Below are 13,623 nucleotides of genomic sequence, written 5' to 3' on the forward strand. Positions count from 1 at the left end.
TGAAAAGCCGCTGTCTGGTCACGTGATTGCGATTGATGTGAGAAATACGATGGGACTAGATGTCGTCGGTGAGCCAAGTCAACCTTTTGCAGGAGCATAGAATATGAAATTAGGTGTGTGTTATTACCCAGAACACTGGCCAAAAAGTCGTTGGGTTGAAGACGCTCAACACATGCAACGTATCGGTATTGAATACGTGCGAATTGGCGAGTTTAGCTGGAGTACCATTGAGCCAACGCCCGGTGAGCTACATTGGGAGTGGTTGGATGAATCCTTGGATATTTTGCACTCTTATGGGTTGAAAGTCATTTTAGGAACCCCAACCGCGACACCGCCAAAGTGGCTGGTGGATCGTCATCCGTCGATGTTGGCGAAAGACGAACAGGGCCGAGTGCGTCACTTTGGTTCGCGTCGCCATTATACGTTTGCCAGTCTTGATTACCGTGAAGAATGTCGTCGTATCGTCACTTTGATGGCGGAACGTTATGGTCAGCATCCTGCAGTGGCTTCTTGGCAAACCGATAACGAATATGGCTGTCATGATACGATTTTAAGCTATGGTGAAGCCGATCTTGCTGCGTTTCGTCTTTGGTTGGCAGAGAAATACGAAACAGTGGCTGCCTTGAATAAAGCCTGGGGCAATGTGTTTTGGAGTATGGATTATCGCTCTTTTGACGAAATCGAATTACCAAACTTAACCGTGACCGAAGCCAATCCATCTCATCGTTTGGACTTTCAGCGTTGCTGCTCAGATCAAGTGGTGGCTTTCAATAAGCTGCAAATAGACATTTTGCGTGTGCATTCTGCTGGCCGTGATTTAGTGCATAACTACATGGGGTTCTTTACAGCGTTTGATCACCACAAAGTAGGTCAAGATCTGGATGTGGCTAGTTGGGACACTTATCCGCTGGGTTTTTTGGATCAAGAAGCGATTTATACCGCAGAAGAAAAACACGATTACATGCGCGTTGGGCATCCCGATTTTGGTGCTTTTCATCATGATTTGTATCGAGGCTGTGGTAAAGGCCGCTTATGGATAATGGAGCAGCAGCCAGGTCCCGTGAACTGGGCGCCACATAATCCTACTCCTGCCAATGGTGCTGTACGCTTGTGGACATGGGAAGCGTTTTCCCATGGCGCAGAGTTAGTGTCTTATTTTCGCTGGCGTCAGGCGCCATTTGGTCAAGAGCAAATGCACGCAGGTTTGCTGCGCCCTGATGCACAAGAGGCCGAAGCCGCAAAAGAAGCGACTTTGGTTGCGAGTGAAGTGAAAAAATTAGCTCAATCGCTTGGATTGGATGCAGAAGAATTGATGTCTTTGCCGAGCGCTGGAAAAGTGGCCTTGATGTTTGATTATGACGCTTGCTGGTCATTAGACATTCAACCGCAATCGCGTGCTTATCGATATTTATTCTGGTGTTATCGCGTGTATGAAGCCATGCGTGAGCTTGGTCTATCAGTGGATATTATTCCAAGCGATGGATCTTTGGATATGTATGAGCTACTGGTACTTCCAGCACAGGCGCATATTACACCGCAACTGCAAGAAAGACTGAATGCTTACAAAGGTGTGTTGCTGGCTGGGCCAAGAACCGGCAGCAAAACAGAAACTTACCAAATTCCAGAAAATCTTGCGCTGGGTCCATTAGCCAGTCTTTTGCCTCTGACGGTTGAACGGGTTGATGCGTTGCCTGAGCATACTCAGCCTGCTGTTTCTGGTCGTTGGGGGGCAGGGAAGTTGAAGCATTGGCATGAACAAATACACACGCAACTGCCCTGTTTGTTAAAAGATGACGGCGGTAATCCCGTATTAATGGGAGAAGGCCGTCATTATTACCTTGGGTCTTGTGTTGACAATAATGTGTTAAAAGCCAGTTTGGCTAGATTGGCAGAAATGGCCGGTTTAGCAACGGATTATTTACCCAAAGGTGTACGAGTCCGAGAGCGTGGTAATGTCATATTTGTCTTTAACTATGGCTCTAGTTCTGTGTTTTATGCGCCTGAAAATGCACAGTTAGTGGTTGGTCATAAGACAATAGAAGCCGCAGGTATTGCGATTTGGCAAAAAATTTAACATAAAAAATGGAACTGAGTTTCTTTTAATGGTTTTTGTGGTTGATAAATGAGCAAACATGATTAATACTGAAACCCAGTTCCAATTAATAAAAAGAAAAAGAGGGCTTATTTAAATGAAAAAATTTCAATCGTTATTAGTAGGGGTAATGGCATTAGGTGCTGTCTCTATGGTCAATGCTGGAACCTTGGTGATTAACTCCGACCAAGCCGACCCAGCACCTAAAAAAGCGTTTGCTGACATTATTCAAAAATTTGAAAGTGAAAACCCTGACATTACCATCAAATACAATTTGTACGATAAAGAGGGCTATAAAACGGCTATTCGCAACTGGTTGTCAACAACCCCTCCAGATATTGTGTTCTGGTATGCTGGTAATCGTATGAAGGCATTTGTTGACCGCGGTCTGTTTGAAGATGTGAGCGATATTTGGGATCAACAAGAATTAAAGAAAAACATGGCTTCCGCTGCGCCAGCCATGACCATCAATAATAAACAGTGGGGGATTCCTTACACTTATTATCAATGGGGTATTTATTACCGTAAGGATATTTTTGACAAGCTAGGTTTATCTGAACCAAAAACATGGGCAGAATTTTTAGCGGTCAACGAGACACTTAAGGCAAATGATATTGCGCCTATTGCGATCGGTACGAAGTACTTATGGACAGCGGCAGGCTGGTTTGACTATTTGAACTTACGTACCAATGGTTTGGATTTTCATATTGACTTGATGGATGGCAAGATTCCTTATACAGATCCTCGTGTACGCAAAACCTTTGAGAACTGGAAAGTACTCATTGATAAAGGCTACTTCTTAGAGAATCATGCCTCCTATTCTTGGCAAGAGGCTCAGCCATTTATGTACAACGGCAAAGCCGCTATGTATCTCATTGGTAATTTCATTGTGCCCAATTTTCCTAAAGAACTTGATGGCAAGATGGGTTTCTTCCAGTTTCCACAGATAGACCCGGCTGTTGGTATGGCGGAGGATGCACCAATGGATACGATTCATATTCCAGCGAAAGCGGCCAACAAAGAAGATGCTCGTAAATTCTTAACGTTTATGGCGCGTGCCGATAACCAAACCCTAGTGAATGAGGCACTATTGCAAATTCCTCCTCATGCTAAAGCCAAAGCACCGGATGACTTTTTCTTAAATAAAGGTGTCGAAATGCTCAACAATGCGTCTGGTACGGCTCAGTTCTATGACCGTGATACGGATCCAAGTATGGCGCAAGAAGGCATGAAGGGTTTCCAAGAGTTCATGGTGAAACCGGATCGCCTCGACGCTATCTTGCAACGATTAGAAGGTGTGAGAAAACGCGTATTTAAATAATCTATACGATAGCCTGCACCATAAAGAGTAGTTAAAAAGTTGTTCTTTAAAACAGAAAGCCAGTTCAAGACATGTTGAACTGGCTTTTTTTGTTTTCACATTTATTGTTTAGGAAAAACTATTTATACCAATCAGTTAGATAAGCACTATTTTTAATTGACGTTATTCTCAAATGATTGTCAGAAAGCTTTATTATGTTATATCATAACTTTTTATTTCTTTGTGGATAATATGGATATGATAGTAATGCCTTCTTTGAAGCGAATAGTCTCTGGCGTGTTGGTTATGAGTGCTTTATCCGGTACGACGGTTTTTGCTCAACCAACTCAGTCGAATACCTTGTCGATCAGTGCTGCGTTTGAATTTACCAGTTTAGATCCTTCTAAAAATGGTTTTATCTACAGTCGAATGCAAGTTTTGGAAACATTGCTTGATGTGGATGATAGTGGCTTATTAATGCCAGCCTTGGCTGAACGTTGGGAAGTCAGTGAGGATGCAAAAAGCTGGTCTTTTCATTTGCGCGAGGGGGTGCGTTTTCATGATGGTGCCTTAATGGATGCGGATTCCGTGGTCAATAGTCTTTCTCTTGCGCAAGCCAAACATGGTGCATTACGTAACGCTCCCATTGAAAGTATTCAAGCATTAGATAGAAATACGGTCGTGATTCACTTGTCTCGACCTTACACCTTGCTAGGGGCCGTGTTGGCAAATTATGCCAATGGTATTTTGTCTCCGGCCGCTTATGGAAAAGACGGCGAAGTGCTCGCTTTGTCTGCGACAGGGCCTTATCAGCTCTATCAGTTCGCACCGCCACATAAATTAGTCGTAGAAAAATTTGATGATTATTGGGGGAAAAAAGCCAGTATCCCCTACGCCAGTTATTTAACGGGGCATCGTACGGAAAGCCGCGTATTACAAGCGCGCAGTGGTCAAGTGGATATTGTGTTTGGTTTAGATCCTGCCAGTCTGCCTTCCTTAAAACGTTTGCCTAGTTTGGATTTATATTCCAATGCGATTCCGCGTACTATCGTTTTAAAAGTGAACAGTGGTCATCCGTTCTTAAAAGAGGTGAGTGCTCGCCAAGCGTTGAGCCTCGCTATTAATCGCCAAGGCATTGCGAATGGTATTTTGCGTACGCCAAATGCTGAGGCTGAACAGTTGATGCCTGCTTCACTGTCTAATTGGCATCTTGATGGTGTGTCGGTGCGTCGTGGTGCCCAAGAAGTGAGTGCAGAAGATTTGTTGGCATCATTAGGTTGGAAGAAAAATGCCAAAGGCCAACTTGAGCGTGATGGAAAACGGTTTGAACTGACACTGATAACCTACGCCGATCGACCAGAACTAACAACAGTCGCTACAGCCATCCAAGCTCAATGGCAAGCTATTGGTATTACAACAAAGGTTGAGGTGACAAATTCCAGTGCTATTCCAATGGGGCATCAAGATGGCTCGTTAGAAGTGGCCTTGATTGCTCGCAACTACGGTTTTATTGCCGATCCATTAGGGGTCATGTTATCGGATTTTGGTTCTAATGGTGGCGGAGATTGGGGTGCTATGAATTGGAATAATGCGGAATTGAGTCAGCTTTTGCTGTCTCTTGAGCACACCTCAGATTCTAAACAATACCAGGAAAAAGCCCAGCGTAGTGCGCAGTTAATTTATAACGAACGTCCGATGATTCCAGTGACGTTTTATGTGCAGCAAACTTCCGTGAATAAGCGAGTGAAGGGATTTCGATTCGATCCTTTTGAGCGCAGCTTTTTCTTGAACGAAATGGAGTTTGTTAAACCATGAAGGCAATGCTGTTAAAAAGAGCGTTGCAGTTAGTGACGGTGGTTTGGGGTGTCGGCACCTTAACCTTCATTCTAATGCGCTCTCTACCAGGTGACATGGCCTATCGCATCGCCGCGAGTCGTTATGGTCAAGACAATGTGAACTCAGACGCCGCGGCTTTAGTTCGTCAGGAGTTGAATTTAGACCAAGGTGCTTTTGCGGCGTATTGGCACTGGTTGTTGGACTTGTTGCAATTCAATTTAGGTCATTCTTTGGTGAGTGGTTTACCGGTCATAGATGCGATTCAGCATATGTTAGGGCACTCTTTACTGTTGGCTTTGGCTGGTTTGTTGGTGTCGATATTGATCGCCGTGCCAGTGGGGTTATTTTGCGCATGGCGAGGTAATCCATTGGATTCTATTTTTATGGGCTTATCGAGCATGATAAGAGCAATGCCAGTGTTTGTATTGGGTGTGTTGTTTATCTTGTTGTTTGCTTTGCATTGGAATTGGTTTCCCGTGGCTGGTTTTGGTACCCCTGCGCATTTGGTTTTGCCTGCATTGACGCTGGCGCTGAGTTTGGCGGCTGTCTCGAACAGAGTGGTCAGAGACTCGGCCAAACATACCTTCCAAGCGGCTTTTTATCAATTTTCCAAGGTGAAGGGCTTATCCGCATGGCAGACTTTTAGACGGCACGGGGTGCGCAATATTGCTGTGCCTGTGGTGGCGTTTTTCGGTATTCAATTGGTGAGTATGATTGAAGGGATTGTGATGATTGAGTCTTTGTTTTCTTGGCCGGGTATTGGTCATGGTTTGGCTCACGCGATTTTTGCCCGTGATATTCCTGTTATTCAGGGGGCGGCGTTGGTGATGGGAATCTTGTTTGTTGCTTTGAATACCTTGGTGGACATGCTGTGTTTATGGATCGATCCAAGAGGAGTAAGAGAAGCATGAAATTCACAATGACAGGATCTCAGTGGGTTGGTTTGGGTGTGTTGTTAAGTTTGCTGATTTTTGCTGTGCTGGGAATGATGTTTTCCCCCTTTAGTATTTCTCAGCAGGATTTGAATGCCGTATTAGATTCCCCTTCGGCGGTTCATTGGCTTGGCACGGATCACTTTGGGCGTAGTATGTTGGCACGTATGGCGCACGCGGTGGGTTTGTCGTTTGCCTTGGGGGTGTTGTGTGTGGTGACGTCTTCCTTGCTAGGAACAGCATTGGGGTTTGGGCTGTGTGGGGTGGTAAAAAGGTCGATCATATCTTAGGGGTTATGGTGAATATTTTACTGGCATTACCTGGACTGGTCGTCGTACTTTTATTCGCCGCTATTGTGCCTGGATCGTTTTGGATCTTGTATTTAGCGATTTCACTGGTGCAATGGGTGGAGTATTTTCGTGTGGTTCGCGCTATCACACAGAATGTCATTCATAGTCCAGCTAGACAGTCTTCTCAGATGATGGGCTTTGGTCGTTGGTATCAGTTTAAACGCCACATTTGGCCAGCCATTGCGCCTTCTGTTTTTACTTTGGCGGCGTTTGGTGGCGCCAATGCAATTTTAACCATGGCGTCGTTGGGCTTTGTGTATGTGGGCATTCAGCCTCCGTTAGCTGAGTTAGGTTTGATGACAGTGGAGCTGTTTCCATTTTACAGTGATGCCCCTTGGTTATTAGCTCAACCCTTAGTTGTCATTGCTTTAATGGTGTTTGGATTTCATTTATTGGCAGGGAAACGAGTATGAGTGTATTGCTTAAATTAACCAATGTAGCGGTTTATGTGGGCGACACTTGTTTGCTAGAGCCAATTTCGTTGGAATTAAAACAAGGTGAGCCTCTCACAATTTTGGGTCAGACAGGTTCCGGTAAGAGCTTGTTGGCGCAAGCCATTATGGGATTATTACCTGACAACTTATCCCTTCAAGGTGATGTTGAGGTATTTGGTAAAGCCTTGACTCTCGAACAACGGCAGGCCTTGTGGGGGCGGGATTTGGTGATGTTACCCCAAGAGCCTTGGCATGCTTTGGATCCGTTGATGAAGGGTATCAATCAGGTTGCTGAGGTATATCAGCATGTGCAGGGCAAGGGGCACCATGATGCCCTTGTCTATGCACAGCAAGATCTTCTTGATGTTGGTTTGGCTGATAGTGCGCACAAACGGCCAGGTCAATTGTCAGGTGGGATGGCTCAGCGTTTGGCTATCTCGGCCGCGACGGCGGGCGGTGCTCATGTGATTTTGGCGGATGAACCAACCAAAGGTTTGGACGTTTCTCGTCGCGACGGTATCGTGCGCTTACTGCAATCGCGTTCGATAGAGGGCAGTTTATTGACTATTACCCACGATGTGGCCATTGCTCGTCAGCTAGGTGGTACGCTGTTAGTGATGAAACAAGGGCGATTAGTAGAGCAAGGTGAGGCGACTCAAGTGCTTGATTATCCCAAAGACGATTACACTCGAGAGTTGATCTCCGCCGAGCCAAGCGCATGGCACGATATTACGCCGAGTATTCGTGAGGATAGCGCAGAAGCGATTTTGGTTGCTGACAATTTGAGTCTTGCGCGAGGTGGGCGAGTGTTGTTCGACGGTTTGTCTTTCTCTATCAAACAGGGCGAAGTAGTTGGTATTGTTGGTGACAGTGGCTGTGGTAAATCGTCGCTTGGTGATGCCTTGCTGAATCTGTTGCCGATTTCGGCTGGGAGTATTCTTCGCTCGAATAAAACAGCTAAGCCGCACCAATGGTTAAAACTGTATCAAGATCCGCCGTCGGCGTTTTCGTCTAGTGTGTCGCTTGGTCAGTTACTGGAAGATTTGATACTTTTGCATGGCATTGATACAGATCGTATTGCACCTTTGATGGATCGCTTGAGTTTGCCGCATGGGATTCTTGAACGAAATTGTTTAGCGGTTTCTGGTGGCGAATTACAGCGTTTTGCTATATTACGAGCCTTGTTATTAGATCCGGTATTTTTATTCGCTGATGAGCCGACTTCTCAGCTTGATCCAATTACGGCAAAAGAGGTGACTGCCTTGTTAGTCGAGTTGGCCCGCGAAGCAGGCTGCGCGGTGCTGTTGGTTAGTCATGATGCAGCATTGATTCAAAAACTTGTCATCAGGTTATTTCGATATAAATAGCCTTGTCTTGTTGCGGCATTGAGATGGAAGTTGCTAAGTGCTTTTGCTTAATGTTCGTAACAAGGTGTTACAACGACTTGATGATTTAAACATGTAAATGAGTGGTTGTGGCTCAGCTTAAGGTTTCACTTTAGCTTCGTCTATGGTCTAATTTTTCCTATAATTAAATAGACTGTTTAGGAAAATATTATGTTGTTCAAAACTTCACTCTCTGTTGGCTTGGTGGGGATCTCTGCATTCCTTACTTCAACTAGCGCCTTGGCATTTGACGATTATTGCACGCCAAAGTTAGATGCTTACTTGAGCAACGTTCAAAAGACAGTTGATTCAAAATATGTTTCAGAGCGCCAAAAAGACGTCGCGCAAAAAATATTAGATAAAGTCAAAGCCAGCCGTAATGATACTAAGGATTGTGTTTTGATCGATAAGTTACTGCCATAGTATTTCTATCTTTTGCCAAGCAGAATCCTGATTTTCTGATATGTTTTATAAGTAGGGTAGTGCTTAATTAGTTTTTCTGATTGCGTTTGACATGCATAAGCTCAAGGGGAAGTGAATGGGTCAATTTGAGGCTGCTTTAAAAGTAGCTAGGTCTCTTTTAGGTATGTCTTGTGCTGGTTTACTTTTTAAAGATGGTCGTGTGGTTTTATCTGGTGAACTTGGGACTCTTTCTCGGGATGAGCTGATAGGCAAGGTTTTTCGTATTAACTCACTTCCTTCTTCTCGATACCTTGATATAAAAAATATCCCTTGGCTACCTTCTTTATCTGCAGATTTTTCATGTTTATCTTGTTGTATTATAGAAAACTTGTCTATTGATGACGTTCGATTGTTTTTGTTAAGTGATACTCCTTGTTCGGTAGATAGCAAACAGCTTGAAGAGCATCTCGCTACTTTAGTTGATTTGCTTTCAGGCTTAGTCTCGCTGAGTCAAACGCCATTGTCTTCCTCATCGCTTTTCGATGAAACACCTTTGTCAATTAGTTATGGCTTGACTGGGCAAACAGGTACATTACGGACATTAAAGAATTTACATGCAGTGACGGCCAATTCAGGTTTGTCATTGGATGAAAAATTGCAAAAAATTCTACAAGTTGGCGTCGAACATTTTGCCTTACCGATTGGACTTATCAGCTCAATTAACGGTGATATTTATCAAGTGGAATACAGTCATACTCCAAACGGAGAGGTGCTTCCAGGTGCGCAGTTTGAACTAGGAAACACCTATTGTGTTCACACTCTTGGTAGTGATTTGCCGACATCTTATTACCATACAGCAATAAGTGATATTAAAGAGCATCCCTGTTATAAGGACTTTAAATTAGAAGCTTATATTGGCATTGTTATCTATGTCAGTGGTAAGCGCTGGGGAACACTGAATTTTTCTAGTCCGCATCCGAAGGCTCAGCCTTTTGGTGAGGATGATTATGAAGTGATGAAGTTGCTTGCTCAGTGGGTTGGTAATGAGATGACTCTTGCCTACGATAGATCTGTACAGGCTCAATATGAGAATGATTTGCGCGAGCAAAAAATATTCTTTGAGTCACTTTTTGAAAATGCACCAGAGGCGATTGTGCTTGTCGGACGAAATCGTGAAATAAAAATGTTAAATCCAGCTTTCACTGAGCTGTTTGGTTATAGCCTTGATGATTTACTAGGTAAAACCACCCAAGTTTTGTATGCGGATGAAAGTGATTTTATTCGACAAGGCCAAGCGTATAAAGATGATGTTGAAGATGTTTTAAATCGTTATCGTGTGAGCTATAAAAATAAACAGGGTAAAATTTTTCATACGGAAACGATTGGTAGCATGATTCGAAATGCTGACGGAAGCCTTGGCGGCTATATCGCCCATATTCGTGACGTGACAGAGCGCCTAGAAGTTGAGCAGAAAATGATAGATACCAATTTGCGTTTATCTATCGCAGCGGATGCTGCTGGTATAGGTGTCTGGGAATTCGATCTGCAAGACAGTACTTTGCATTGGGATGACTGGATGTATCGACTTTATGGTTTTTCTATAGGTGAGCGAGTCTCAGCCACTTTTGGTTTGGGATGATTGTGTTTATCCGGAAGATAAAATTAGATTAAGAGATGTGTTTGCTGGATTAGAAGAAAGCGGAGCGTATTTTACCAGTAAAGAGGATGCTTCCCATATTTCTAAAGATTTAGATTTTGATTTCAGGATCATGCGAAAAGATGGGCAGGTTCGTTATTTGAAATCCAATGCTGCCATTGTATTTGATAAAAAAGGCCATGCATCACATCTTATAGGTGTGAACATGGATATTACTTCTAGAAAAGAAACAGAAGTACTTTTACGGGAAGCGAACGATCAAGCGGTTGCAGCCAGTAAGGCAAAAAGCGATTTCCTTGCCACTATGAGTCATGAAATTAGAACACCATTAAATGGTGTATTAGGTATGGCTGAATTGCTTTCTGGTAGTAAGTTAAACGCAGAGCAAAAGGAGCAATTGCGCATACTGAAAGAGTCCGGCGAGGGGCTTTTAGGTTTAATTAATGACTTGTTGGATTTTTCCAAAATAGAGGCGGGTCATCTTTCTATCGAGCGTGTTGATTTCAATTTAGAAAAAGTCATTTATGATGTTATGCGCTTATTGCTGATGAAGGCGGAAGAAAAAGGCATCGATTTATTGGTAGAATATGATGAATCTTGTCCACGCTTTTTGGTGGGCGATGTGTTTCGTATTAAGCAAGTATTAACTAATCTTATTAGTAATGCGATTAAGTTCACCAACTCGGGCCATGTATTGGTATCCGCAAAAGGGGCTGTTGATCCGCAAGGGTTGGTGGCCATCACTTTGAGTATTGCTGATACTGGAGTAGGTATTGCAGATCATGTGCAGCCTCAATTGTTTAGTGCGTTTGTGCAAGCAGATAGTTCAACAACACGTAAGTTTGGTGGAACTGGTTTAGGTTTGGCAATTACGAAACAATTGGTTGGTTTAATGGGGGGCAATATTTCTTTGTCGAGTAAATTGGATGTCGGATCTGTTTTTACAGTGTCATTTACATTACCAGAAAGTCATGCAATGTCTTATATTGAAACTGTAGTCGATGAGAATTCATTACTTGGTAAGAAAACCTTAGTTATAGACGATAATGAAACGAATTTAACCATCCTTAAAAATCAGCTCAGGTCCTGTGATATTTATGCGGATGCAGAAATAAGTCCTGTTGATGCTTTATCTCGAATCAAGCAGTCAATTGATGACGGTTCGCCATATCAGATTATTGTTTTAGACTATTTGATGCCTGAATTAGATGGTTTGATGCTATCTAAACTCATTCGAGAAGTGAGTGGATCTTTGTATCAACCTATCATTTTAATGACCTCTTCAGCAGGGCGTTTATCTCAGGTTGAGCTTTCTGGCGCTGGCGTAAATATCTGTATTACTAAGCCCATGAGTGCTTTGGCCTTGAAGAGAGGTCTGATTACGGCATTGTCTGATAATGTGCTTGGGCATCAACTTTCATACGCAGATAGCAGTGATGATGACGAAGTATCAGATGTTAGTGATAGTGGAAATAAGAGGGGTCTCATCTTAGTTGTTGAAGATATGAAAGCCAATATGGCAGTAGCGCAGGGAATTTTAACGAGAATGGGGTTTGATGTTATTGGTGCTGAAAACGGCTCGATTGGCGTAGAAATGTGGAGTACCCATCAGCCGGACCTTATTTTTATGGATTTACACATGCCAGTAATGGATGGATTATCGGCTATGCGTCGTATTAGACAAGCCGAAAAATGCAGTTATCATAAACGCGTGCCTATTATTGCATTAACGGCTGATCTTATGGCTGAAACATTATCGGAAGTGCTGCGTGCTGGTGGTGATGGTTTAGTGCCAAAGCCTTTTAAACAAAAAGAGATCATTAATATGTTAGATGAGTGGTTACCTCATAGTCATCAATCAAATGATGATACGTTGGACAAAACTATGCAAGCGACTGATTCTGTTTTTGATGTGAAGTCGGATATTGTAATTGATGAATCTGTTTTGAATGAATTAAAAGTTTTGTTGGGAAGTGATTTTACCTTGTTGATTGATGCCTTTTTTGATGACGCTAAAAGCATCATGGCATCATTTGACAAGATGTTGAGTGAAGAGGGTGATGTCGATTGCGCAGCGGTTTCTCGGCTTGCTCATAGCTTAAAATCTGTCAGCCAAAATGTAGGTGCAATGACGTTGTCAGCAATGGCTGCACAGCTAGAGCAAGAAAGTCGTCAGGGGGCTGTGTCTGAACTGAATGCTAAATTGCGAGAAATACTAGCAATGTATCAAAATGTGAAGACTAAACTACAGAGTATGCTCTAATGCCGATGAAAGTGTTAGTGGTAGATGATACCAACACGGACCGTTTGTTACTGAAACTTCACTTGTCCAAGCTTGGTTACAGGACGGTCGAAGCCAGTAATGGGCAGGAAGCGATAGATCAATTTTTGGAGCATTCACAGGACTTGGATCTTATTTTAATGGATGTCCAAATGCCTTATATCAATGGCTTTGATGCCGTTAAAGCTATTCGTAAAATACAAGAGCAAAAAAATCAAGAGTGGCTGCCAGTTATCTTTTTAAGCGCAAGTGCAGAAGATGATGATATAGAAGATGGTATTCTAGCTGGTGGTGACGATTATCTTATGAAGCCTATAAGTCAGAAAGTTCTGTCGGCTAAAATGTTGGCTATGCAACGCATTGCCGATATGCGGCGGCGTCTTGTGGATTCAAATCTTGCTCTTGAGCATTTAGCATCAACTGATCACTTAACAAATGTTGCCAATCGTCGTTCTTTTGAACTTATGTTAGATCGAGAAATGTCTTTTACTCGTCGCTATGGCGTGCCTATGGCATTTGCTATGTTTGACTTTGATAAATTCAAAGTTGTCAATGATACCTATGGACATGATGCTGGAGATGCTGTCTTGGTTGAAGTGTCAAAGCGAATCAAAATAGCCCTAAGAGGCAGTGACATTATTGGCCGTTTGGGGGAGAAGAGTTCGGTATTATTCTACATAATGTTAAAGAAGAAGATGTTTTCAAAGTATTTGATCGTTATCGTAGTATCGTTGCCGATTATCCAGTGGTGCATGAAGGTATGGTAATTCCTATTACAGCCAGTATTGGTGTAGCCATGTATACAGGTGAGCTGGAAGATAAAACTGTATTAATAAAGCGTGCAGACGACTGTTTGTATGAGGCCAAAGATACTGGCCGAAATAAGGTGGTTTACCGCTCTCACTAGCGTTTAAAAAACTAAGCACAATACATAAAAAAGCCGAAGATCGATTA

At 43.1% G+C, this 13,623-nt stretch carries 10 protein-coding genes and 1 pseudogene; all 11 read left to right on the plus strand.

Annotation, left to right across the window (positions count from 1 at the left end; all coding sequences use genetic code 11):
• Nucleotides 1–103: 103 nt before the first annotated feature.
• The 11 genes and pseudogenes from ONZ52_RS05535 (at nucleotide 104) to ONZ52_RS05585 (ending at nucleotide 13,576) form a co-directional block, all read left to right on the plus strand.
• Complete coding sequence (locus ONZ52_RS05535; RefSeq protein ID WP_265217714.1) at nucleotides 104–2,074, plus strand: beta-galactosidase; 1,971 nt, start codon at nucleotides 104–106, stop codon at nucleotides 2,072–2,074.
• Nucleotides 2,075–2,189: 115 nt separating this feature from the next.
• On the plus strand, nucleotides 2,190–3,413 hold the full coding sequence (locus ONZ52_RS05540; RefSeq protein ID WP_265217715.1) for an ABC transporter substrate-binding protein: 1,224 nt from the start codon (nucleotides 2,190–2,192) through the stop codon (nucleotides 3,411–3,413).
• 246 nt (nucleotides 3,414–3,659) lie between these two features.
• Nucleotides 3,660–5,207 carry an ABC transporter substrate-binding protein gene (locus ONZ52_RS05545; protein ID WP_265217716.1) on the plus strand — a complete coding sequence of 516 codons (1,548 nt, stop codon included), beginning with the start codon at nucleotides 3,660–3,662 and terminating at the stop codon, nucleotides 5,205–5,207.
• On the plus strand, nucleotides 5,204–6,139 hold the full coding sequence (locus ONZ52_RS05550; RefSeq protein ID WP_265217717.1) for an ABC transporter permease: 936 nt from the start codon (nucleotides 5,204–5,206) through the stop codon (nucleotides 6,137–6,139). The genes ONZ52_RS05545 and ONZ52_RS05550 overlap by 4 nt, the downstream gene beginning before the upstream one ends.
• The gene (locus ONZ52_RS05555; protein ID WP_265217718.1) at nucleotides 6,136–6,450 is read left to right on the plus strand and encodes a hypothetical protein; all 315 of its coding nucleotides are present in this window, start codon (nucleotides 6,136–6,138) and stop codon (nucleotides 6,448–6,450) included. Before ONZ52_RS05550 ends, ONZ52_RS05555 begins: the two co-directional genes overlap by 4 nt.
• Entirely contained in the window at nucleotides 6,417–6,923 is a 507-nt protein-coding gene (locus ONZ52_RS05560; RefSeq protein ID WP_265217719.1) for an ABC transporter permease, read from the plus strand. Before ONZ52_RS05555 ends, ONZ52_RS05560 begins: the two co-directional genes overlap by 34 nt.
• Nucleotides 6,920–8,311, plus strand: coding sequence for an ABC transporter ATP-binding protein (locus ONZ52_RS05565; protein ID WP_265217720.1), 1,392 nt, complete (start codon nucleotides 6,920–6,922; stop codon nucleotides 8,309–8,311). Before ONZ52_RS05560 ends, ONZ52_RS05565 begins: the two co-directional genes overlap by 4 nt.
• Nucleotides 8,312–8,500: 189 nt before the next feature.
• A complete protein-coding gene (locus ONZ52_RS05570; RefSeq protein ID WP_265217721.1) occupies nucleotides 8,501–8,752 on the plus strand; it encodes a hypothetical protein in 252 nt (83 codons plus the stop codon).
• Nucleotides 8,753–8,867: 115 nt separating this feature from the next.
• Nucleotides 8,868–10,370 carry a PAS domain S-box protein gene (locus ONZ52_RS05575; protein ID WP_265217722.1) on the plus strand — a complete coding sequence of 501 codons (1,503 nt, stop codon included), beginning with the start codon at nucleotides 8,868–8,870 and terminating at the stop codon, nucleotides 10,368–10,370.
• Entirely contained in the window at nucleotides 10,336–12,651 is a 2,316-nt protein-coding gene (locus tag ONZ52_RS05580) for a PAS domain-containing hybrid sensor histidine kinase/response regulator (RefSeq protein WP_265217723.1), read from the plus strand. The genes ONZ52_RS05575 and ONZ52_RS05580 overlap by 35 nt, the downstream gene beginning before the upstream one ends.
• Before the next feature lie 5 nt (nucleotides 12,652–12,656).
• Nucleotides 12,657–13,576, plus strand: a pseudogene (locus ONZ52_RS05585) (GGDEF domain-containing response regulator).
• Nucleotides 13,577–13,623: the final 47 nt, after the last annotated feature.

It is taken from the genome of Marinomonas rhodophyticola, from assembly GCF_026113935.1.
In the GTDB taxonomy this organism is placed as follows: Bacteria; Pseudomonadota; Gammaproteobacteria; order Pseudomonadales; family Marinomonadaceae; genus Marinomonas; species Marinomonas rhodophyticola.